Genomic DNA, 21,958 nt, shown 5'->3' with positions numbered 1-21,958 from the left:
GCGGCACTGCAAAATATGCTCTGACGTGCGCGAACTCACCCCTGCGCGCCTTGAGTAACCTGCCGGAAACATTCAGAATGGACTGGTCGGTCCGAGCAGCGAACCGGCACCACCACACACGACACCGACACATGAGGTCAGCAGAAGTGAAGTACATCGAAACGTTCCTCAACCGCCGACGCCACGTCCGTGCGCTCCGCGATCTCTACGCCCGCGCCAACACCGTCGGCAGCCCCTCGATGCGGGACGAGCTCCTCGTCATCGCACAGCGTCGCTGAGCGACAGCCGGAGGGCGAGAGTCCCCCACAGCGCCCCGAGCGCCCACCCGGCCAGCACGTCCGTGCACCAGTGGGCGCCGAGATAGAGGCGCGAGACACCGATGAGCAGCGATGCCGCCGTGACCACGGCGGCCGCTGCTCTTCCTCGTTTCCGGGCCCCGTCACCGAGCAGTCCGCGGAGGATCAGCACGATCACGACGGCGGCCACCATCGCCGACATCATGGCGTGGCCGGACGGGAACGAGTAGGTCGACAGGTCGACCAGCCGCAAGGGCTCGGGCGGCCGGGCGCGGCGCACGGCGTACTTGACGCCGTTCATCAGCCCCCACCCGAGCAGCATCACCGCGAGGGTGGCGAGGGCCGCCCGGCGCTCCCCCCGTCGCCACGCGATCGCCGCGAGGACGACGGTGAGGACGGCGACGCCCACGGTGTTGCCGACCGTGGTCACGACGGTCATCACGTCGGTCACCCACGGAGTGCGGTGGTCGACCATCCAGCTCAGCACTGCGGAGTCCAGCTCGGTCACGCCGTCGGTCATCGAATCCTCTCCAGGTGCACCGTGCCGTCGGGGTCGACCCAGTAGGGCACTCGGCGCTCCCCGATTCCCGATGCGGTGACCACGAGGTCGTCGTGAACGACGATCTCGGACGGCAGGGCGAGGGACGGCAGCGCGTCGGTCACGGCGGCGGCGTACGCCGCCAGCATCGGATCGTCGGCCACGGCGACGACGTCACCGCCTCCCCGGACGGTCACCGTCAGAGCGGCGGTGGTGTCGAGGTCGAGCAGATCGGCGACCTCGTCCGGATGCGCGCCACCGGGAACGGCGCGGTCGGGCGGAACCACCGCGATCCAGGACGACCCGCCCAGCACCGTGACGTCGTCGGCGCGCACCACCCGGCCGGCGAGGGTGCGGACCTCGTCCGGGGGATCGACGTCCCGCACGTCGACTCGGTCCGCGGCAACGGCCTCCCCCAGCGCGGCGTAAGTCCGCACGACGACGCCCGGACGCACCGGTCGCTCGGCGTCGCCGAGGCGAGCGAGCAGGGCGCGGGCGGTGACGGCGTCGTCGACGCGGTCACGGGCCCACAGCGCGGGGACGGTGACGGCGCGCAGCGCCGGGGCGACGTCGAGGACCCCCGCGAAGGTGTCGTCGTCGGGGCGGCGGAGCAACCCGAGCGGTGTGCCGTCGATCTCCGCGTGACGTCGGAGCCACCACGCGGTGTAGCCGTTCCGGTCCGTCAGCAGCGGCGCGAGCGTCGGGTCGGCCACCAGGAGATCGAGGGCTGCGGCCCACCGGTCGGGATCGACCCACTCCAGGTCCCGAACGGCCCCGACGTCGGCGGGCTCGCCGTCGACGGAGTCCCACCAGGCGTCCTCGTCGTCGAGATCGTGGTCGGGGCCCAGCGGCGTGTCGTCGACGACGGTGCCGAAGGTGGTGCCGACGCCCACCACCCGGAGGGCGTGTGCGCCGTGCCGCGCGAGAAGCTCCGGATGGACCACGCCGAACGGATGGTCCTCGCTCAGCACCGCCAGGACGGGCGCGTCGGGCAGCAGCAGTTCGTCCGCAGCACGGTCCGCGCCCGCCTCGTCGCGCAGCGGGAGCTCGCCGAGACCGGGGACGGTCGTGTGTTCGGGCGCCAGGCTCGCCACGGCGAGCACCTCGTCCACCAGGGCGTCGGGAACACCGTCGGGATCGACCAGCCGCTCGGCGAGAACCGGGTCCGCGAGCAGATCGACGGCCCGCGCGGGGGTTGCGCCCAGGCGTCGCAGCAGAGGATGCACGGCGTCCGGGTGGGCGACTCGCGCCCAGCTCACCGCTCCCACCCGCTCCTCCGCGACGACGACGGTGCGGGGGCCGGTGACCGTGCGGCCGTCGGTGAGCGGCACCGGAATCGCGGCACACTCGGCGACCTCGCTGCCGGGCAGCAGCGCGTCGAACGCGGCGTACACCGAGCGCCACCACGACGGTGGACGGGCGAGACCCGACAGTGTCTCGACCGTCTCGGCCGGGCGCAGCACGCGGGCACCGAGACGCGCGAGCGTGCGCGCGGCGTCGCCGTCCGACACGGCGGGCTCGGCGAGACCGGGGATCACGTCGGCGAGCAGCGCGGCGAGATCGTCCGTCAGGCGGTCGACGACGGTGACCGCCCGAGGGGGATGCGACCGACCGTCGACACCCGGAACCCAGGCGGTCTCGGTGAGCTCGGCCGTCAGGGCCTCGCGGAGCACGCCGTCGACGGCCGACGCGGGGACTGCGGGGCGAGGGACGGCGAGGTAACGGGCCGCCGGCGGCAGGTCCGCCACCAACGCTCCGTACCCGTCGGCGAGTGGCGCCGGATCGGCACCGGGGAGGACCCGGCGACGGTCCGGTTGCATCGGCACGTCGGCGACGACGACGGCGGGAAGCGTGGTGACCTCGTCGGAGCGGGTCGGGGCGCGCAGGACGTCGGTCTCGACCGGGAGGACCTCACCGTCCGCGCCCACGGGGAGGTACCAGGTGGCGTGCGGTGCGACGCCGCGAAGGTACGACCGCTCCCCCACCGTGACCGTGCTCCAGGCGCCCGGTCCGGCAGCCTCGACGCGGCCGATGTCGTGGTCCCCGACGGTGATCCGGTCGATCGTCGGCAGTTCGAGGAGCAGGTCACCCGCCTCCGCCGTCGCGGTGTCCAGGACCGCCTCGGCGTAGGCGACGTGGTGGAGGACGATCTCGGTGTCCCACCCCGCGGTCGGTGTCCCGTCGCTCGGCCACGGGAGTCGGAACATCGGCACGTCGAGTCCGCGTGCGGCGAGGACCGCGTCGTCGATCCCGTTCTCGCGCAACGCTCCACGCGTCGCTTCTGTATCGAAGACGATCGATCCGGTGAGCGAGCGCACCTCCACCCGAGCGGTCAGGGCGCGCACGGCGGTGAACCCGACCCCGTAGCGTCCGACGTCGCCGCCGCCCTTGTCGGAGGCGCGCAGCGCCGACAGCGCGCGCACTCCCGAGACGGTCAGCGGCGCACCGACGTTGGTGCAGTGCAGCGTCGGTCCCTCGAGCCGGAGCGCCACCCGGCCGGGAACGTCGGCACGGCGGGCGGCGTCGGCCGCGTTCTGGATCAGTTCGGTGACGGCGCGGTCCCGGTAGCCGCCGACCACCAGATCGTGCTCGACCGCCGCATCCTCGATCAGGCGCGTCGGCGACGCCGCCCAGGCGTCCAGCACGGCGCGACGCAACGCGGCCGTGCCGAACGGGTCGGTCACTCCGCGGCAGTACCGGCGTCGGAGGCTGCGTCGGACTCGTCGCCGGCGGGCGCGGTGTCGGCGGGCGCGGTGTCGGCGGGCGCGGTGTCGGAGGGTGCGCTCTGCGGCAGGGCCACCACCTCGAGCGCACCGTCGTCGTACGCCTCGAACGCGGGAGAGCCTGCGCCGGTGGGCATCTCGGTGTCCGAGTGGGCGCCGCAGCCGTACTCGGCGTGCACCACCCGACCGTCGGCGGCGAGCTCGTTGCCGCACACCCCGAACGCTGCGCTCAGCGAACCCTGGAGCAACAGGAAGAACCCGCACGTCCCGCAGTGCGCGGGGGCCGATCGAGCCATCGCCGCCTCGGGGCCGAACTCGCTCTCGGCCCACCGTTCGGCGGTCTCCAGCCGACCCTCGCGGCTCATCACCTGCGGGCGGCCCAACCCCAGCTCGAGGGCGACGTCGTCGACCGCCGGGTCGCCCGTGGCACGGTAGCCCGGAACCAGGCGCACGTCGTCGTGCCGCGGCGGCAGCAGATCACCCGGGGACAGATCACCCGGGCGAATGCGCTCGTCCCACGGCACCCACCCCGGAGCCACCAGTGCGTCGGGGCCGGGCAGCAACGCGAGCTCGCTGACCGTGACCGCCTCGGCGTCCGCGGGGGCGGCGACGACGACGGCCCACTGCCAGCCGCCGTACCCGGGCAGGTCGGCGGCGAAGCGGTGGATCGCGGCGTCCTCGTCGACGGCCTCCACGCCGAGGTGCGCTCCCACGGGGCCCTCGCCGGCGTCGACCGCGGCGGCGCGCGCCACGTCGACCGCGTCGGCGAGCAGCGGGCGGATCTCGGTCACGGACGGAGCAGTCACGTCGACCATTTTGCAGCATCGCTGCTTGGATGGACCGATGCGGTCCGACAACGACGCTCGCCCCGCCCGGGTGCGACTCCTCGCTCGGGCCGTCGCGGCGGTCCTGGTGAGCTCGTTCGGCGTGACCGCCTGTGCGCCGGCGAGCACGCCCGCCACGACCGTCGGGCAGGCCGAGCGCCTCGAAGTCCGCGTGCTCGCCACCGAGCCGCACGATCCGACCGCGTTCACCCAGGGCCTCGAGCTCGACGGCGACCGACTGCTCGAGGGCACGGGACGCTCGGGGCAGTCGCGCATCACGGCGACGGACCGCGCGACCGGTACGGTGCTCGCCCGCGACGATCTCCCCGCGCCCCTGTTCGGCGAGGGCATCACCCGGTCCGGCGACGTGATCTGGCAACTCACGTGGCGCGACGGGATCGCCGTGGTGCGCGATGCGGACAGCCTGGCGGAACTGCGGCGGGTGCCCTACGACGGCGAGGGCTGGGGAATCTGCGCCACCGACGACGCACTGATCACCAGCGACGGGTCCGACACGCTCACCGTGCGCGACCCGGTCACCTTCGACGTCCGCTCCACCCGCTCGGTCACCTCCGGCGGGCAGCCCGTCACCGCGCTCAACGAACTCGAGTGCACCCCGGGCGGCGTGTGGGCCAACCGCTGGCGAACCGACGAGATCGTCCGCATCGACCCCGACTCGGGCGAGGTGACCGCCGTCGTCGACGCCGCGCCGCTGCGCGCATCGCTCGACCCGGGCGCCGAGGTGGACGTTCTCAACGGGATCGCGGCCGTGGACGGCACCGATCGGTTCCTCGTCACGGGCAAGCTCTGGCCCACGCTGTTCGAGGTGCAGTTCGTCCCCGCCGCCGGGTGACGGACTCGGCCGGGGCATCGACCCGCGCGAGCTCGCATGGGGAACAATGGGTCCCGTGACAGGCCAGGGAGGTGACCACCCGCAGAACCCGGAGCGACATCCGGGATGGGACAACTATTCGCCCGCCGAGCCGCGACCGACTCGCGGCGCGCGGCGCACCCCGCTGCCGCCTCTGCACCCCGTCGGCGACACCCCCACCCGTCCCGAGTCGGACACGGTCCGCGACGAAACGGCGGCCGGCCCGCGACGGCCCGCGATGCCGCGCAAGCTGACCGTCACCCGCGTCGCCGCCCTCCGCAGCCGTCAGATCACCGGGAAGGGCATCGCCACGTTCCGCCGGGCGGCCACCGCCGACGGCGCCGACAAATCGGGCCTGACCGCCCTCACGTACGCCACCATGGCCAACTTCGCGTGCGACGCCGCCATGGCCGTCGCGCTCGCGAACACCCTGTTCTTCTCCGCCGCCACGGGCGAGGACAAGACCAAGGTCGCGCTCTACCTCCTCATCACCATCGCGCCGTTCGCGGTGATCGCGCCGCTGATCGGGCCGATGCTCGACCGGCTGCAACGAGGCCGCCGGATCGCGTTGAGCACGTCGTTCGCCCTGCGCGCGGTCCTGGCCGTCGTCCTCGTCTTCGAATTCGACTCCTGGCTGTTGTATCCGGCCGCCCTCGGGATGATGGTGCTCAGCAAGTCCTTCTCGGTTCTCAAGTCGGCGGTGACGCCGCGCGTGCTGCCGCCGGACATCGACCTGGTGCGGGTCAACTCCCGCCTCACCGTCTTCGGCCTGGTGGGCGGCACCATCACCGCCGGCGCGGTGGCCGCCGCCATCGCGTTCGCCCTCGGGTCCGCGGGAGCGCTGTGGTTCACGTTCGCGCTCGCCCTCTTCGGCGCGTGGCTCGCGATGCGCATCCCGTCCTGGGTGGAGGTCACCGAGGGCGAGGTGCCCGCCACCCTGGGTTATCACGCGGACGCCGACACCGAGTCCCTCGGCGTGGTCCCCGCGCCGTCGAAGCGACGCCAGCCCCTGGGCCGCGAGGTCCTCACGGGTCTGTGGGGCAACGGCACCATCCGCGTCCTGACGGGCTTCCTCACCCTCTACATCGCGTTCGTCGCCAAGTCGAAGACCGAACACGAACCCCTGCAGCAGGCCCTCATGCTGGCCCTCGTCGGTGCCGCGGCCGGCCTGGGGAACTTCGCCGGCAACGCCGCCGGCGCGCGGGTCCAGCTGGGACGACCGTCGGTGCTGGTGGTGCGGTGCACCATCGCGGTCACCGTCGTCGGCGTCCTCGCCGCCGTGCTCGACGGCCTCGCCACCGCGGCCGTCGCAGCCCTCGTCGCGGCCGCCGCGAGCGCGCTGGCGAAGGTCTCGCTGGACGCGTCGCTGCAGAACGACCTTCCGCCCGAGTCGATCGCGTCGGGATTCGGGCGCAGCGAGACGGTCCTCCAGCTCAGCTGGGTCCTCGGCGGCACGCTGGGTGTGCTGTTGCCCACCGAGTACTGGATCGGCTTCACGGTGGTCTCCGTGATCCTTACCATCGGGCTCGTGCAGACACTCCTGACCCACCGGGGGACGACGATGCTCCCCGGATTCGGCGGCAACCGACCCGTGCGCGCGCATCAGGAGGTGGCGCGGCCCGACCACACCGCACACCCGACGACCGATCGCGGCGGCGTTCGATGACCACCCGGCGCGTGCTCGCGGCCGTCGGCGCCCTCGTGGCCGTGGTCGGTGTCGCCTTCGTCGTCGTCGTGGGCCGCGCGATCGTGACGGCGCCGGAGACACCGCCGCGCATCTCGGCATTCGCCGACGGGCGCTTCACGGAGGTCGAGCCGTTCCGGTACTGCCCGGTGCAGGAACCGCTGTGCGAGTACGAGGGCAGCACGGCCGTCCTGCCCGTCCGTGAGGGTCGGCCGCTGCAGCTGTCACTGCCCGCCGAGATCGCCGGCAACCCCTGGGGATTCGCGGCCGTCTACCAGAATCCCGAGACGGGCGAGGCCGGCGAGGTCGACGACTACTTCGCCCCCGGAACGCGGAACACGCTCACGGTCGAGCCCACCCGCGACGGACTGGACCTGGTGGGTGTGGAGGTGCGCCTGCCGTCGGGCGTGATCGACGTCGACACCAACCAGGAGGAGATCGTCAGTCACGCGATCTGGTCGATCGCGACCACACCCGACGGCGTGAGCGGCTGACTCAGCTGTCGAGCTCGCGCGCGACCGCCCGGACCACCTCGGAGATCTTCTGGGCGGTCTTGCGGTCGGGGTAGCGCCCCTTGCGCAGCTCCGGCTGCACCGTCGCCTCGAGCAGCGTGATCATGTCCTCGACCATGCCGTGCAGCTCGTCGGGCGTGTGCCGCTTGGCCGCCGCGTCCTTGCGGGCCGCGGCCGCCGCGTTCTGGCGGAGCGACGGGGCGGGATCGAGCACCGTGAGCGACAGCGCCTGCGGACCGCGGCGACCCGCGGCCATGCCGAACTCCACCCGCTGGCCGGCCTTGAGCGACTCCACTCCCGTCGGCAGCGCGGACGCGCGGACGTAGACGTCCTCGCCCTCGTCCTGCGCAAGGAAGCCGAAGCCCTTGTCGACGTCGTACCACTTCACCTTGCCGGTCGGCACCGTTCTCACCCGTTCGTCGTGTTCGTGTTGGCGTGGTCGTCGTCCGCAGTGCGACTGCGGCGCAACGACAAAGCGCGCCTCACGCGCCGACCGGGGTCGGCGGGAAGACGCGACTGCAAATCATGGTACTCCGGCTCCGACCCCGATCCCGACTACGCTCTGCCGCGTGACCGCACCGACTCGCACTCCCCCGTTGCTTCTCGCCGCGCTGATCAGCTTCGGCCTGGGTGTCCTCGCGATCGTGTCGATGTTCGTGATCATGCTGGTGTCCGACGTCTCCCCCGGCATCTGGCTCTACCTCGCCGCGATGCTGTGTCCCCTGGGACTGCTGCTCGGGGTGGTGCACGCGCTGCGCTCCGGGCGTCGCGCTCGGTAACCCGCCCGCCGACCCGCCCGCGACCCGCCGAACGCGCGGCATACTGGACGGATGCGGCTGCTCCTGAACATCGTCTGGCTGATCTTCGGTGGACTGTGGCTGGCACTCGGCTACTTCCTGGCCGGCATCGTCTGCTGCATCCTGATCGTCACCATTCCGTTCGGGCTCGCGGCGTTCCGCATCGGCGCGTACGCCCTCTGGCCGTTCGGCCGCACGGTGGTCGACCGGCCCACGGCAGGAGTGGCGTCGTTGGTCGGCAACGTCGTCTGGATCGTCGTCGCGGGGATCTGGCTCGCCATCGGGCACGTGATCACCGCCGTCGCGATGGCCGTCACGATCATCGGAATCCCACTGGCGCTGGCGAACCTCAAGCTGATCCCGGTCTCGCTCATGCCGCTCGGCAAGGACATCGTGAACACGGACGCGTACGGACCCGGCGCGGTGCGGCCCGGGCCGTCGTACGCGCGCTGACCCGCCACGACGCTGCGGGAAAAACCCGCACGTACGGTCTAGAGTGCTGTGCGTGATACCGAAGTCCTCGCCGATCCGTACCTTCGAATCACATCGACTCTTCGTTGCCGCGACGCTGATCGGCGCGGTCGTGGCGGTCGTCGCGCACGATCGACTGATCCCGTTCGACGTTCCCAAGTTCGGCCTCTTCCGCTTCGGTATCGACGCGTTGGTCTACCGCGCCGGCGGCGCCACAGTCTGGACGTCCGCGCCGCTCTACGCGCACGATCTGATCGGCGAACTTCCCTTCACCTACCCCCCGTTCGCCGCCGTGGTCTTCGCCCCGCTGGGCCTGGTGTCCGAGGCCACCACGCACCTGATCTTCTGGCTGGGGAACCTCGTCCTGATCTACCTGATCGTGCGGTTCTGCTGGCTGCATCTGGGGTTTCGGGACGACCGCAGCCTGCGCGTCGTCTCCGGCGCGCTGACGGTGATCGTCACCTGGCTCGAGCCGGTGCGCATGACCATCTGGCTGGGACAGATCAACCTGGCGCTGCTGGCCCTCGTCCTGTTCGACCTCGGCCGGGGTGAGCGGAGTCGGCTCCGTGGCATCGGCGTCGGCATCGCCACCGGCATCAAGATGACGCCGGGACTGTTCCTGATCCACCTGGGACTGACGCGGCAGTGGCGCGCCCTGATCACCGCCGTGGTCACCGCCGCCGCCACCGTCGTCGTGGGTTTCGTCGTCCTGTTCTCGGACGCGGCGACGTACTGGTTCGGAGCGATCTCCGATTCCTCGCGGATCGGGGACATCACGTCGGGCGCCAATCAGTCGCTGCGGGCGTCGGTACCGCGGTGGTTCGGCCTCGCCGACTCGAACACGGTGGCGTGGGTCGTGGTGGCGGCCGTCGTCGCGATCGCCGGACTCCTGGTCGCGGCCGCCGCCCACCGCCGGGGACTGCCGTTGCTCGGCCTGATCGTCTGCGGGCTGACGGCGCCGCTGGTCTCCCCGTTCTCCTGGGGCCACCACTGGGTGTGGCTGCTGCCGCTGTTCCTCGTCTGCGTGGACGTGGCCCTGCGGTCCTCGTCGCCGCTGGCCTGGCTTCTGCCCGCGGTCGCCGCCCTCCCGCAGATCGCGTGGTTCTGGGTCGCCCCCGGCGACGTCTACGCCATCGGCACGTTCATGCTGCCGCCGTCGTCGCGGCTCGAGGGCATCGCCTTCCAGACGGTGTATCCGACCACCGGAGTCCTCGTGATCGTGGTGGTCGCTCTCCTGCTCCGCTTCTGTGACTTCCCTCACATCACGAGTCGGTCACGGACCGATATCGAGACGGGTGTCGACGCCCCCACGGGCTCTCATCTGCAGGAACCCGTACCCACTCCTCACAACACCCGCGCGACGCGCCGACCAGCGGACGTTATGGAACGGTGACATCGCCGCCCGTTTCGTAATAGTGTCCCCTTCGGCCGGAACACACGGCCACGTTCGACCCGCCGCGCTCAACCTCGTCCCGCGGGAATCGAACGGACATCACGGACCGAAGTCAGGGGCGAGGGCGGGGGACCCACCACGTCCTTCGTAGATGACCGGCCGACCGTCGCACCCCACCGGGAGACGACGCGGCCTCGGGGTGAAGCCTCGCCCGTTCCAAGCCGGGAACGACGCGGGGCCGGGCTACCTCTCAGCCCGAATCCGACAGCTGACCTCGCAGGCGCGTGTGGAGAGGAAACAACGAACATGGGACGTCACCGCAAGCCGAGTACCGCAGGCAAGACCGTCGCCAAGGTCGCCGTCACCGGCGCCCTGGTCGGCACCGCCGGCATCGCCTTCAGCGGCACCGCCACCGCGGCACCCGACTCCGACTGGGACCGACTCGCACAGTGCGAGGCGGGCGGCAACTGGGGCATCAACACCGGCAACGGGTTCCAGGGCGGACTGCAGTTCTCGCCCAGCACCTGGACCGGACACGGCGGCGGCGAGTTCGCTGCCACCGCCAACCAGGCCTCGCGCGAGCAGCAGATCGTCGTCGCCGAGCGCGTCCTCGAGTCCCAGGGCTGGGGCGCCTGGCCGTCCTGCTCCGCTCAGCTCGGCCTGTCGAGCGCCCCCACCCAGCGTGATGCACCGGCGCAGACGGCGCCCGTGCCCGCGGCCCCCGCGCTGCCCGATCTGACCAGCGTCCCCTCCACCGAGCAGGCGCTGCAGGGACTGACCGACCTCGTCCGGACCGTCACCGACGACCCCGCCGTCGTCGAGTTCGTGCGCTCCGCCGTCGCCGACCCCCAGGTCTCGGCATTCATCGAGGCGAACCAGAACCTGCTGCCGCGCTGATCTCCCGCGACACGACGACGAAGGCCCCGCACCGATCGGTGCGGGGCCTTCGTCGTGCCGACTGCTCGTCGGGCTAGGGATCAGCGGTTGATGACGGTGTGCGGGTGCGCGTAGGGCAGGGACTCGGGCGGCAGCGGGAACTCGATCTCCTCGCCGTAGGGAGAGAGATTGCCCGCCCGGGCCGAGGTCAGTTCCGTCACCGCGTGGTCGTCGTCGCCGTTGCCCTGCGGCCAGCCCGGATCGACGTAGCGCTTCTTCTCGTTCTTCGCCATACCTCATTCTGGCATCGACCGGTCCCGGCGTGGGTAACGACCCGGTCACTCCCGCACCGGGGAGTCCCGGCCCCGACCGGGTGTGTCACAGCCACGTTCTACGCTCGACCACGATGAGCACCGATTCGGGCGACGCGCCCTCGCTCGCGGACTGGCTGGCCGCGCGCAGCGACGACGAGCTGAGCGAGCTGCTGCGCCTGCGTCCCGACCTCAGCGTCCCACCCCCGGCGACGTTGGACATTCTCGCCGTGCGCGCGGAGCAGCGCGCATCCGTGCTGCGCGCGGTCGAGGACCTCGACACCCCCACCCTCACGGTGCTCGAACTGCTGCTCTTCGAGCAGGGCGACACCGCTGCCGTCCCGCGGAAGCGCCTCGACGCGCTCGTGGCCAAGCAGGCGACCAAGAAGGCCGTCGACGCCGCGCTGGTCACGCTGCGGTCCCTCGCGCTGGTGCGCGGCACGACGGAGCTTCGCACGGTGTCCGCCGCTCGGGACGCGCTGCCGTGGCGCGTCGGACGCTTCGTGACCGCCGATCGCGGCCTCACCGAGGACTCCGTCGCCGCGGCGCTCGAGCAGATCGACGATCGTCGGCGTGAGCTGCTCACCACCCTCTCGCGGTCGAGCAACCTCGGTCGAACCCGCGACGCCGCACCGGGCACCCCGCCGGACCGTCCCGTCCAGCAGCTGCTCGCGGCCGGGTTGCTCGGTCGCGTCGACCACGAGACGGTCGAGCTCCCCCAGCAGGTGAGCCAGGTCCTGCGCGGCGAACCGGTCTCCGACCCGACTCGGCTCACCCCACCACCCGCCGAGCGCGAGATCCAGAACCCCCGCGACGTCGACGCAGCCGCCGCGGGCGAGGCGTTGGAGTTGCTGCGGCTGTGCGAGAACGTGCTGTCGGCGCTCGGCAGCACGCCCGCTCCCGCGCTGAAGGCGGGTGGGCTCGGAGTGCGCGAACTCCGCCGGGTCGCCAAGACCTGCGACCTCGACGAGACGCAGGCCGCGTTCCTCGTCGAGCTCCTCGCCGCGGCGGGCCTGCTCGCCTCCGGCGCCCCCGACCCGTCGCCGCCGTCGGACACCGACGATCACTGGGCACCCACGTCCGCCGCCGACGCCTGGCTTGCCTCCCCGCCCGCGGTGCGCTGGGCGGCGCTGGCCGGCGCCTGGCTCGACCTGCCGCGGCTCCCGTGGTCGGTCGGCATGCGCGACGCGAACGACAAGCCGATCGCCGCGCTCTCCGACGAGGCCCGGTCCGTCGCCGCTCCCCGCGACCGCCGCGTCGTCCTCGGAGTTCTCGCCGACCTCGACGCCGGCGTCACCATCGGCCGGGACGACGTGGTGCGCATCGCCACGTGGCGGCGTCCGCGCCTGGCCGGCCGTCTCACCCGGCACGCCGTCTCCCGCTATCTCGACGAGGCCGCCACTCTGGGGATCCTCGGCCGTGGTGCGGTCTCGACGCCCGGGCGCGCTCTGCTCGCCGACACCGATCGGGACGCGGCCGCGGCGGCGATGGCGTCCGCGCTCCCCGACCCCATCGACCACGTCCTGGTCCAGGCCGACCTCACCGTCGTCGCGCCCGGCCCGTTGACGCCCGAGCTGGCCCACACCATGGCCACCGTGGCGGACATCGAGTCGGCCGGCGCCGCCACGATGTACCGGGTCGACGAGAGCACGTTGCGCCGCGCGCTGGACGCCGGAATGTCCGCCGCCCAACTGCACGGGTTCTTCGGCGCACGGTCCCGGACGCCCGTCCCGCAGGCCCTGACGTATCTGATCGACGACGTCGCCCGTCGGCACGGCCGCCTGCGCGTCGGTATCGCGTCGTCGTTCGTCCGCTGCGAGGACCCGGCCCTGCTCGCCGAGGTGCTCGCGTCCCCGGCCGCCGACGCTCTCGCGCTGCGCGCGCTCGCCCCCACGGTGGCGGTGTCGCAGGCCCCGCTCGGCGACGTGCTCGAGGCCCTGCGCAGCGGTGGTTTCGCGCCCGCGGGCGAGGACTCGTCGGGCACCATCGTCGATCTCCGTCCGCGCGGCGCCCGAGTTCCCGTGCGCCGGAACCGCTCGGCGTACCGCACTCCGGTGGTGCCCACCGCGGACCAACGGGGACGGTTGCTCGCCGAGATGCGGGCCGGCACCAAGGCCGCCACCGCCCGGCGCACCGAGGGCGTCCGAGCCGACGGCACCCGGGCGAGCGGCGCGGCCACCATCTCCCTGCTCCAGCGCGCCGCGATCGCGCGGGCCGCGGTGACCATCGGCTACGTCGACGCCGCCGGGGTGTCCAGTCAGCGCGTCGTCGCCCCGGTGAGCGTCGGCGGGGGACGCCTCGACGCCTGGGACGAGGACGCGGGGACCATGCGGCAGTTCACCCTGCACCGCATCACCTCGGTCGATCTCGTCGATCGGTGATCGGTCACACGGTCGTCGTCCGTCCGTGGACGGGCACAATGGAGTGGTTGCGCTGCGACCGAACCCGGTCGCGCGTGTGAGGAGAGTGAATCAGTGACCGACGGACCGCTCATCGTCCAGTCCGACAAGACGCTCCTGCTCGAGGTGGATCACGAGCTTGCCCCGCAGGCCCGCGCCGCCATCGCCCCGTTCGCCGAACTCGAGCGTGCGCCCGAGCACGTCCACACGTACCGCGTCACCCCGCTCGCGCTGTGGAACGCGCGCGCCGCCGGGCACGACGCCGAGCAGGTCGTCGACGCGCTGGTCACGTATTCCCGGTACGCCGTGCCCCAGCCGCTGCTGGTCGACGTCGTCGACACCATGGCGCGCTACGGCCGCCTGCAGCTCGTGAAGTCGCCCGTCCACGGTCTGTGCCTGGTGAGCCTCGACCGCGCCGTGCTCGAGGAGATCCTGCGCCACAAGAAGATCGCCCCCATGCTCGGCGGACGCGTCGACGACGACACCGTGCTGGTACACCCCAGCGAGCGTGGCCGCCTCAAGCAGATGCTGCTCAAGGTGGGCTGGCCCGCCGAGGACCTCGCGGGGTACGTCGACGGCGAGGCGCACCCGATCGACCTCGACTTCACCGGTGGTCACTGGGAGTTGCGCGACTACCAGCAGATGGCCACGGATTCCTTCTGGGCCGGCGGGTCCGGCGTGGTGGTCCTGCCCTGCGGCGCCGGCAAGACCATGGTCGGCGCGGCTGCGATGGCGAAGGCGCAGGCCACGACGCTCATCCTCGTCACCAACACGGTGGCCGGCCGGCAGTGGAAGCGCGAACTGATCGCGCGGACCTCGCTCACCGAGGACGAGATCGGCGAGTACTCGGGCGAGCGCAAGGAGATCCGTCCGGTCACCATCGCGACGTACCAGGTGATCACGCGACGCACCAAGGGCGAGTACAAGCACCTCGAGCTGTTCGATTCGCGCGACTGGGGGCTGGTGATCTACGACGAGGTGCACCTGCTCCCCGCGCCGGTGTTCCGGATGACCGCCGATCTGCAGTCCCGCCGTCGGCTCGGTCTCACCGCCACGTTGGTCCGCGAGGACGGCCGCGAGGGCGACGTGTTCTCGCTCATCGGCCCGAAGCGGTACGACGCACCGTGGAAGGACATCGAGGCTCAGGGCTGGATCGCGCCCGCCGACTGCATCGAGGTACGGGTGACGCTCACCGACGCCGAGCGGATGGCGTACGCCGTGGCGGAACCCGAGGAGCGGTACAAGCTCTGCTCCACCGCGCACACCAAGATCGCGGTGGTGAAGTCCATCCTGGACAAGCATCAGGACTCGCCGACGCTGGTGATCGGTGCGTACCTCGACCAGCTCGACGAGCTCGGCGCGGCCCTCGACGCCCCCGTCATCCAGGGGTCGACCAAGAACAAGGAGCGCGAGGTGCTGTTCGACGCGTTCCGGCGCGGAGAGATCAGCCGTCTCGTGGTGAGCAAGGTGGCCAACTTCTCCATCGACCTGCCCGAGGCCTCGGTGGCCGTCCAGGTGTCGGGAACGTTCGGATCCCGGCAGGAGGAGGCCCAGCGGCTCGGTCGACTCCTGCGCCCCAAGCAGGACGGCGGCCAGGCGCACTTCTACTCCGTGGTCTCCCGCGACACGCTCGACGCCGAGTACGCGGCCCATCGGCAGCGTTTCCTCGCCGAACAGGGGTACGCCTACCGGATCACCGATGCGGACGACTTGCTGGGACCGGCGATCTGACCGTTCTGGCAGGATCGTCTGTCGACCCAACAGCGCGAGGAACGGCGATCGAGTGCGGCATTTCGAGTTTGCGGTGGACCACGGACACGCCAAGGCGGTGAACGAGACCCTCGGCGACGTCCGGCGGCTCCGGGTGTCGTCGATCGTCGTCGGATTGCTCTTCGCGGCCGGTGCGGTCTGGCTCTACCTGCGGCACTCCCCCTGGTCGTACATCCTGGCCGCCGTGCTCGCGGTGGCCGCCGTGATGTCGTGGTGGGTGTCGGTGTGGGCACCCCGGAAAGTCGGATCCATCGAGGATCTGTACCGACGCGGCCCGCTGGTCCCGGCCATGGTGTCCGAGACCCGCCCACGCGGCGCGACCATCCTCGCCCTGATCGACATCGCCAAGCCCGAGACGGCGGTGCCGCACTACGCCCTGGTGGTGCGCAACGTCCGCGCCCTGCCGGGACACACCCTCACCAAGGGTGAGCGGGTGCCGTCGGTGGCCGTGCTCGGTGATCGCAACACCGCCTCCACCGCCGAGACGTGGCAGTTGGTCAGCCCCATGCCCATCGCGTGGGGGACGCGGGATCGCGGCGTGCTGCGGCGTGCCGTCGACGCCGTCGACCCGGTGGAGTGGCAACTGCTGCGCCGCAATCTGGGCGTGTCGGAGAAGGTGCGCGGCGCCGAGAACGAGCGGATGCTGATCGATCCCCACGACCTGCCCGCCGAGCTCCTCGAGCGGGGCGACGACGCATGACCACCCCATCCGACGCACGGTCCCGCGCCGTCCCCCGCCTGCGCCCCTTCACCTCCACGGTCTTCGCCGAGATGACGGCCCTCGCCGGCCGGTACGACGCCGTCAACCTGGGTCAGGGCTTCCCGGACACCGACGGTCCGCCGCGCATGCTCGAGGTGGCGCGCGACGCCATCGCGTCGGGACTCAACCAGTACCCGCCGGGACCGGGCATGCCCGTGCTGCGTCATGCCATCGCCGACGACCGCCGACGCCGCTACGGGCAGGACCTCGACCCGGACACCGAGGTGCTCGTGACCGTCGGTGCCACCGAGGCGATCAGCGCCACGATGCTCGCGCTCGTCGAGCCGGGTGACGACGTCCTGCTGATCGAGCCGTACTACGACTCCTACGCCGCGGCGGTCGCGCTCGCCGGGGCGACCCGGCGGACGGCGCCGCTGGTCCCGGACGGCGAGCGCTTCGTTCTCGACGTCGACGCGCTCCGCGCGGCGGTCACTCCCGCGACCCGGGTGATCGTGGTGAACTCGCCGCACAACCCCACCGGTACGGTCTTCTCCCGCGCAGAACTGACGGCGATCGCCGAGGTGGCCTGCGAGCACGACCTGATCGTGCTCACCGACGAGGTGTACGAGCGGCTGGTCTTCGACGACGCCGAGCACGTCCCGCTGGCGACGCTGCCGGGGATGGCGGAGCGCACGATCACGGTCTCGAGCGCGGCCAAGACGTTCAATGCGACCGGGTGGAAGACGGGCTGGGCGTGCGGCCCGGCACCGTTGATCGCGGCGGTCAGGACGGCCAAGCAGTTCCTCACGTTCGTCGGCGGTGCGCCGTTCCAGCCCGCGGTGGCACACGCATTGGCGGAGGAGAACGACTGGGTGGAGGCGCTGCGCACGGACCTGCAGCGCAGACGCGATGTCCTGTCCCTCGCATTGCGGGACGCCGGTTTCGGCGTGAAACACAGCGCAGGAACGTATTTCGTGTGCGCCGACATCGAGCCGCTCGGCGAGACGGACGCCGACGCGTTCTGCCGCGCGCTGCCCGAGCGCATCGGGGTGGTCGCCGTTCCCGTCGACGCGTTCGTCGATCACCGCGAATCCTGGTCCACCCTGGTCCGGTTCGCCTTCTGCAAGCAGGACGAGGTGCTGCAGGACGGCGCTCGCCGCCTCGCTTCCCTGCGCCGGGCGGACTAGGCGCGCGATGGAGAACCCGGCGGCACCGACGGTCTCGGTCGAGTTCGTTCGCATTCCCGTCCTGCTGGCCGCGGAGACGGGAGTGGACCTGTCGTCGTGCCTGCGCGCAGCCGAGATCGATCCCCGGATTCTCGATCGACCCGACGCCCGGCTGACGGCCGACCAGGTCACGCGACTCACCCGCGCACTGTGGCAGACGACCGGCGACGAGCTGATGGGTCTCGGCGCGGAACCCGTGCGCCGCGGCACGTTTCGCGTCATCTGCCTGACCATGATCCATCGCCCCGATCTCGGACGGGCGCTCGAGCGCATGGTCGACGTGAGCCGGGTGTTCGCGGGTGTTCCCCGGTCGGTACTGCTGCGGGGCGGTGGCCGCGCCCGGCTCGAACTGACACCGACGGCGCCGATGATCGGGGCGCAGCTCTCGCCGGAGTCGGCCGCGGCGGCCAGCCGCCTGCAGGCCGAGTTCGTCCTCATCCTGTGGCATCGCTTCTCGGCGTGGCTGATCGGCCGTCGCCTCAAGCTCACGGCGGTGCATCTGCCCTTCCCCGAGCCGGGCTACCCGTCGTGGCGGACGTACGACGACATCTTCGGCGTCCACGTGACGTTCGGCGCGGAGGTCGGCGCCCTGGAGTTCGACGAGGCGGTCCTGGCGTCCCCGCTGGTGCGGAACGAGGCCGATCTCGAGGACTACCTCCGCGAGTCGCCGAATCTCCTGTATTCCGAACGTGATTACGGCTCGTCGGCATCCGCGGTGGTCCGCCGTGCCCTCGCCCTCGGGGCGTCGGGCCGGGCGACGAGCACGGCGGACATCGCCGCGATGCTCTCCATCAGCGTCCCCCACCTGCGGCGGGTCCTGCGTCAGGAGGGGACGTCGTTGGGACGGTTGCGCGAGGACGTGCTGCGCGACGCCGCGATCGCCGGACTCGAACGTGGGGAGACCGCCGAGGAACTCTCCGCGCGGCTCGGCTTCTCCGAGCCGAGCGCGTTCCGGCGCGCGTTCAAACGGTGGACCGGCCGGACTCCCGGCTCCTACCGGGACCGGGACGGTGTGAGCTCGGACAGCACGAACTCCGCGGCCTTCTCCCCGATCAGCACCGACGGGGCGTGAGTGTGCCCGCGGATGATCGACGGCATGACCGACGCGTCCGCGACCCGGAGCCCGTCCAGTCCGCGCACCCGCAGTTGCGGGTCCACGACCGACCGGTCGTCCGTGCCCATCCGGCAGGTGCCGACCGGGTGGTAGAGCGTGTGCGACATCGTCGCCACCGCCAACTCGACGACCTCCTCGATGCTCGCCCCCTCCGGCGCGACGGGCCGCACCAGCTCGCCGAGGCGTGACCGGAGGGGCTCGGTGGCCGCGATCTCCGCGCTGCGCAGCAGACCCGCCGTGAGCGCGGCATGGTCGGCGCCGTCGGGATCGGAGAGGTAGCGGGGGTCGATCACGGGCTTGTCCCCGGGATCGGCGGACCGCAGCGAGATCGTGCCCGTGCTCTTCGGCTTCAGCAGGATCGCGCCGAGGATCGCGGCGTGGGCGGTGGCGGGCACGAGGCCTTCGTCGAAGAACGGAGCCGGCGCGAAGAGCAGTTCCAGGTCCGGCAGGTCCAGTCCGTCGTGGCTGCGGACGAACCCGTAGGCCTCCGCGACGTTCGAGGTGAGCATGCCGCGGCGCCGCACGAGGTAGTTCACCAGCGACGGCACCTTCTCCGCGGCGAACAGCGTGTCCGACTGCACCCCGTACCCCAGGGCCGAGACGAGGTGATCGAGCAGGTTCTCCCCCACCTCGGGCACGTCGCGCACCACGTCGATGCCGTGCTCGCGCAGGTGTGCCGCCGCGCCGACGCCGGAGAGCATGAGCAGCTGGGGGGTGTTGACCGCGCCGCCGGAGAGGATCACCTCGCGCCGGGCACGGATCACCTGGCGTCGACCGTCGCGCTCGTACTCCACGCCGACCGCACGGGTTCCGTCGAACACCACGCGGGTCACCAACGCGTCGGTGACGACGTCCAGATTGGGTCGGGACGACGCCGGCCGCAGGTAGGCGTCGGCGCAGCTGAAGCGGGCGCCGCGCTTCTGCGTCACCATGGTCTGCGTCATGCCCTTGGGCGTCGGCAGGTTGGCGCGTTCGGTCGACAGACCGAGCGCGGACGCCGCCTCGAGGTACGCCGCGGTGATCGACCGTGGGCTGCGCTGGGCGGACACCCGCAGCGGACCGCCGCGCCCCTCGTCGCTCTCGGTCGCTCCCTCGATGTCCTCGATGCGGCGGAAGACCTCGACCGCCGACTCGAAGGACCATGCCGGGCCGGCCGCCTCGGCCCACTCGTCGTAGTCGGCGGCGAACCCGCGCACCCACATCATGGCGTTGAGGGACGACGATCCGCCCAGCATCTTCCCGCGTGGCCAGAAGATGCTACGGCCGGCGAGGCCGGGCTGCGGTTCGGTGTCGTAGTTCCAATCCAGTTCGGACCGGAACAGTTTGGAGAAGCCCGCGGGAATGTGGACGAACTTGTTCTTGTCCTCCGGTCCGGCCTCGAGCACGACCACGTCGATGTCCGAGGCTGCACTGAGCCGGTTCGCCAGCACGCAGCCCGCGGATCCGGCACCGACGACGACGTAGTCCGCGATGCGGGTGGTGTCCACCATGGGTCGAGTCTGCACTCCGCATCCCGTCCCGGTACTCGGAATCGCGCGATCCGAACATTCGTTCGATCGAGCGCGTAGGATCGAGCGCATGACGTACGCACTGCAGGCGTCGCTGTTCGACGACGCCGCGGCGGGCCCGTCCCTCGCCCCTCTCGCGGGCGCTCGGCGCACGCACCTCGGCGACGGCGCCTGGATCGACCTGCTCCCCGGCTGGATGAGCGGGTCCGACTCGGTGTTCGACGCACTGGTCGCCGACGTGCCCTGGCGCACGGAGCGACGCCCCATGTACGACCGGGTGGTGGACGTGCCGCGCCTCGTCTCGTTCTTCCCCGATCCGGACCGCCTGCCCCACCCGGCGCTGCGCGACGCGCGCACGGCCCTCGACCGGCACTACGGCGCCGAACTCGGGGAGGACTTCGCGACGGCGGGGCTCTGCTTCTATCGCGACGGCCGGGACAGCGTGGCCTGGCACGGCGACGACGTCGGCCGCGGCGCGACCGAGGACACGATGGTCGCGATCCTCTCGCTCGGCGCGGCGCGGCCGCTGATGCTGCGACCGCGCGGCGGAGGCCCGTCACGGCGGGCCACGCTGGGCCACGGCGACCTGGTGGTGATGGGTGGCTCCTGCCAACGCACGTGGGAACACTGCATCCCCAAGACCACCAGGCCCACCGGCCCGCGGATCAGCGTGCAGTTCCGTCCGCACGGCGTGCGCTGACCGCGTCCGCCAGCGTCCGCAGTACGTCCTCGGTCGCCGACCAGCCGAGGCAGGCGTCCGTGATCGATTGGCCGCGAACGAGACTCGACACGTCGCCGATCAGGTCCTGACGCCCCTCCACCAGGAAGCTCTCGATCATGACCCCCGCGACGGTGCGATCGCCGGCGGCGAGACGCCGCGCGACGTCGCCGAGCACGGCCGTCTGGCGACGGTGATCCTTGGCGCTGTTGCCGTGACTGGCGTCGACGACCACCCGCGGACGTCGTCCCGCGGCGATCAGCCGGCGAGCGGCGTCCTCGACCGAGTGGGCGTCGTAGTTCGGACCGGACGCGCCGCCGCGAAGGATCACGTGGGCGTCGGCATTGCCCTCCGTGTCGACGACGGCGAGACGGCCGTCGTCGTCCACACCGGCATGGACGTGCGGAGCCGCCGCCGACCGGACGCCGTCGACGGCCACCTGGACGTCGCCGTCGGTGGCGTTCTTGATGCCGACGGGGAGAGGGAGCCCGCTCACCATCTGACGATGGATCTGACTCGCCGCGGTACGGGCGCCGATCGCTCCGTAGCTCACGAGGTCGGTCAGGTGCGGGGCGAGCATCGGGTCGAGGAATTCCGTGGCCACCGGCAGTCCCCGCGCGACGACGTCGGCGAACACCGCACGGGCCGTGGCCAATCCGGCACCGAGATCGTGCGAGCCGTCCAGTCGCGGATCGGACAGCAGCCCCTTCCAGCCCACCGTGGTGCGCGGTTTCTCGACGTACACGCGCATCGCCACCACCAGACGGTCGCTCAGCGACGCCGCGAGCGGCGCGAGGCGGTCGGCGTACTCGAGGGCGGCGGGGACGTCGTGCACGGAGCACGGACCGACCACGACCGCGAGGCGATCGTCGTCACCGCGCAGGGTCCGACGCAGAGCGGACCGAGCGTCGTCCACGCGGGCGGCCGCGGCCGCCGACAGGGGGACGGCGCGGCGCAGGTCGCGGGGAGAGGGCAGGGGCACGGCGGCCAGGCGCGGGGCCTGGTCGAGCAGAACGGTCACGGTGGAGTCCTCAGGGAAAGGACCGGACACGAACCGGATCACACACGCCGAGCGCGAGCCGGTTCAGCCGGCTCGTCGGGTGGGAAGGGGTCAGCGCAGCAGTTCGCCGACCGTGCCCCCGAGGGCCGGCCTGTCGAACCAAAAATATGCTCGCTGCACGGATCGGACAGTACACGACGGGTGTCGACGGGCACCGCGCGTGGAAG

Annotated in this window: 21 protein-coding genes and 1 riboswitch; of the genes, 14 read left to right on the top strand and 7 right to left on the bottom strand. The window is 71.8% G+C overall.

What is annotated here, in order from left to right:
• Nucleotides 1–146 precede the first annotated feature (146 nt).
• On the top strand, nucleotides 147–278 hold the full coding sequence (locus RC2_RS19270) for a hypothetical protein (RefSeq protein WP_261767233.1): 132 nt from the start codon (nucleotides 147–149) through the stop codon (nucleotides 276–278).
• Here the strand turns inward: RC2_RS19270 and RC2_RS02640 are convergent.
• Genes RC2_RS02640 through RC2_RS02630 form a run of 3 tightly spaced genes read right to left on the bottom strand, consistent with a single transcriptional unit; the run spans nucleotide 259 to nucleotide 4,372 of the window.
• A complete protein-coding gene (locus RC2_RS02640; RefSeq protein WP_082895768.1) occupies nucleotides 259–816 on the bottom strand; it encodes a phosphatase PAP2 family protein in 558 nt (185 codons plus the stop codon). The two genes, RC2_RS19270 and RC2_RS02640, sit on opposite strands and share 20 nt — an antisense overlap.
• Nucleotides 813–3,518 (bottom strand): sacsin N-terminal ATP-binding-like domain-containing protein, encoded by a 2,706-nt coding sequence (locus RC2_RS18850; RefSeq protein WP_068153178.1) that lies wholly within the window; start codon nucleotides 3,516–3,518, stop codon nucleotides 813–815. The genes RC2_RS02640 and RC2_RS18850 overlap by 4 nt, the downstream gene beginning before the upstream one ends.
• Entirely contained in the window at nucleotides 3,515–4,372 is an 858-nt protein-coding gene (locus RC2_RS02630) for a DUF3027 domain-containing protein (RefSeq protein ID WP_068153175.1), read from the bottom strand. Before RC2_RS02630 ends, RC2_RS18850 begins: the two co-directional genes overlap by 4 nt.
• A 28-nt stretch (nucleotides 4,373–4,400) precedes the next feature.
• Here RC2_RS02630 and RC2_RS02625 point away from each other — a divergent pair, with 28 nt between their 5' ends.
• From RC2_RS02625 to RC2_RS02615, 3 genes are read left to right on the top strand one after another with little or no spacing between them, the layout of a single operon-like run.
• Nucleotides 4,401–5,234, top strand: a complete 834-nt coding sequence (locus tag RC2_RS02625; protein WP_068153173.1) for a glutaminyl-peptide cyclotransferase — start codon at nucleotides 4,401–4,403, stop codon at nucleotides 5,232–5,234.
• A gap of 46 nt (nucleotides 5,235–5,280) precedes the next feature.
• Nucleotides 5,281–6,918, top strand: coding sequence for an MFS transporter (locus RC2_RS02620; protein ID WP_068153166.1), 1,638 nt, complete (start codon nucleotides 5,281–5,283; stop codon nucleotides 6,916–6,918).
• Nucleotides 6,915–7,430 carry a DUF2771 family protein gene (locus RC2_RS02615; RefSeq protein WP_068153163.1) on the top strand — a complete coding sequence of 172 codons (516 nt, stop codon included), beginning with the start codon at nucleotides 6,915–6,917 and terminating at the stop codon, nucleotides 7,428–7,430. The genes RC2_RS02620 and RC2_RS02615 overlap by 4 nt, the downstream gene beginning before the upstream one ends.
• A gap of 1 nt (nucleotide 7,431) precedes the next feature.
• Here the strand turns inward: RC2_RS02615 and RC2_RS02610 are convergent, their stop codons facing one another.
• A complete protein-coding gene (locus RC2_RS02610; protein WP_068153161.1) occupies nucleotides 7,432–7,851 on the bottom strand; it encodes a cold-shock protein in 420 nt (139 codons plus the stop codon).
• 166 nt (nucleotides 7,852–8,017) lie between these two features.
• On the opposite strand from RC2_RS02610, the gene RC2_RS02605 reads away from it, so the two are divergent.
• From RC2_RS02605 to RC2_RS02590, 4 genes are all read left to right on the top strand, one after another.
• Nucleotides 8,018–8,227: a hypothetical protein gene (locus RC2_RS02605; protein WP_068153158.1), complete on the top strand. Its 210-nt coding sequence runs from the start codon at nucleotides 8,018–8,020 to the stop codon at nucleotides 8,225–8,227.
• 51 nt (nucleotides 8,228–8,278) lie between these two features.
• On the top strand, nucleotides 8,279–8,698 hold the full coding sequence (locus RC2_RS02600; RefSeq protein WP_068153155.1) for a YccF domain-containing protein: 420 nt from the start codon (nucleotides 8,279–8,281) through the stop codon (nucleotides 8,696–8,698).
• A 52-nt stretch (nucleotides 8,699–8,750) separates the two neighbouring features.
• A complete protein-coding gene (locus RC2_RS02595; RefSeq protein WP_169818422.1) occupies nucleotides 8,751–10,109 on the top strand; it encodes a glycosyltransferase 87 family protein in 1,359 nt (452 codons plus the stop codon).
• Between the two features lie 147 nt (nucleotides 10,110–10,256).
• Nucleotides 10,257–10,408, top strand: a riboswitch (cyclic di-AMP (ydaO/yuaA leader).
• Between the two features lie 7 nt (nucleotides 10,409–10,415).
• Nucleotides 10,416–11,006 carry a transglycosylase family protein gene (locus tag RC2_RS02590; RefSeq protein WP_068153150.1) on the top strand — a complete coding sequence of 197 codons (591 nt, stop codon included), beginning with the start codon at nucleotides 10,416–10,418 and terminating at the stop codon, nucleotides 11,004–11,006.
• A gap of 80 nt (nucleotides 11,007–11,086) precedes the next feature.
• Here the strand turns inward: RC2_RS02590 and RC2_RS02585 are convergent, their stop codons facing one another.
• A complete protein-coding gene (locus RC2_RS02585) occupies nucleotides 11,087–11,278 on the bottom strand; it encodes a hypothetical protein (protein WP_068102913.1) in 192 nt (63 codons plus the stop codon).
• Nucleotides 11,279–11,391: 113 nt separating this feature from the next.
• On the opposite strand from RC2_RS02585, the gene RC2_RS02580 reads away from it, so the two are divergent.
• The 5 genes from RC2_RS02580 to RC2_RS02560 all read left to right on the top strand — a co-directional run bounded on the left by RC2_RS02580 (nucleotide 11,392) and on the right by RC2_RS02560 (nucleotide 18,463).
• A complete protein-coding gene (locus RC2_RS02580; RefSeq protein WP_068153147.1) occupies nucleotides 11,392–13,677 on the top strand; it encodes a helicase-associated domain-containing protein in 2,286 nt (761 codons plus the stop codon).
• 93 nt (nucleotides 13,678–13,770) lie between these two features.
• Nucleotides 13,771–15,426 carry a DNA repair helicase XPB gene (locus tag RC2_RS02575; RefSeq protein WP_068153143.1) on the top strand — a complete coding sequence of 552 codons (1,656 nt, stop codon included), beginning with the start codon at nucleotides 13,771–13,773 and terminating at the stop codon, nucleotides 15,424–15,426.
• Nucleotides 15,427–15,478: 52 nt separating this feature from the next.
• The gene (locus tag RC2_RS02570; protein WP_068153141.1) at nucleotides 15,479–16,165 is read left to right on the top strand and encodes a DUF3239 domain-containing protein; all 687 of its coding nucleotides are present in this window, start codon (nucleotides 15,479–15,481) and stop codon (nucleotides 16,163–16,165) included.
• Nucleotides 16,162–17,352 carry a pyridoxal phosphate-dependent aminotransferase gene (locus tag RC2_RS02565; protein ID WP_068153137.1) on the top strand — a complete coding sequence of 397 codons (1,191 nt, stop codon included), beginning with the start codon at nucleotides 16,162–16,164 and terminating at the stop codon, nucleotides 17,350–17,352. Before RC2_RS02570 ends, RC2_RS02565 begins: the two co-directional genes overlap by 4 nt.
• 7 nt (nucleotides 17,353–17,359) lie before the next feature.
• The gene (locus RC2_RS02560; protein WP_068153131.1) at nucleotides 17,360–18,463 is read left to right on the top strand and encodes an AraC family transcriptional regulator; all 1,104 of its coding nucleotides are present in this window, start codon (nucleotides 17,360–17,362) and stop codon (nucleotides 18,461–18,463) included.
• On the opposite strand, the gene RC2_RS02555 is transcribed toward RC2_RS02560, so the two are convergent.
• Nucleotides 18,385–19,995 (bottom strand): GMC family oxidoreductase, encoded by a 1,611-nt coding sequence (locus tag RC2_RS02555; protein ID WP_068153128.1) that lies wholly within the window; start codon nucleotides 19,993–19,995, stop codon nucleotides 18,385–18,387. The genes RC2_RS02560 and RC2_RS02555 overlap by 79 nt on opposite strands.
• Before the next feature lie 88 nt (nucleotides 19,996–20,083).
• On the opposite strand from RC2_RS02555, the gene RC2_RS02550 reads away from it, so the two are divergent.
• On the top strand, nucleotides 20,084–20,713 hold the full coding sequence (locus RC2_RS02550) for an alpha-ketoglutarate-dependent dioxygenase AlkB (RefSeq protein ID WP_068153125.1): 630 nt from the start codon (nucleotides 20,084–20,086) through the stop codon (nucleotides 20,711–20,713).
• On the opposite strand, the gene RC2_RS02545 is transcribed toward RC2_RS02550, so the two are convergent.
• A complete protein-coding gene (locus RC2_RS02545; RefSeq protein WP_245810929.1) occupies nucleotides 20,679–21,752 on the bottom strand; it encodes a 3-deoxy-7-phosphoheptulonate synthase in 1,074 nt (357 codons plus the stop codon). The two genes, RC2_RS02550 and RC2_RS02545, sit on opposite strands and share 35 nt — an antisense overlap.
• Nucleotides 21,753–21,958: the final 206 nt, after the last annotated feature.

Origin of the sequence: Rhodococcoides corynebacterioides NBRC 14404, from assembly GCF_001894765.1 — a bacterium.
Classification (GTDB): Bacteria; Actinomycetota; Actinomycetes; order Mycobacteriales; family Mycobacteriaceae; genus Rhodococcoides; species Rhodococcoides corynebacterioides.
The sequence above is the reverse complement of the archived record's forward strand: the minus strand, read 5'-3'. Positions and strand labels throughout refer to the sequence as shown.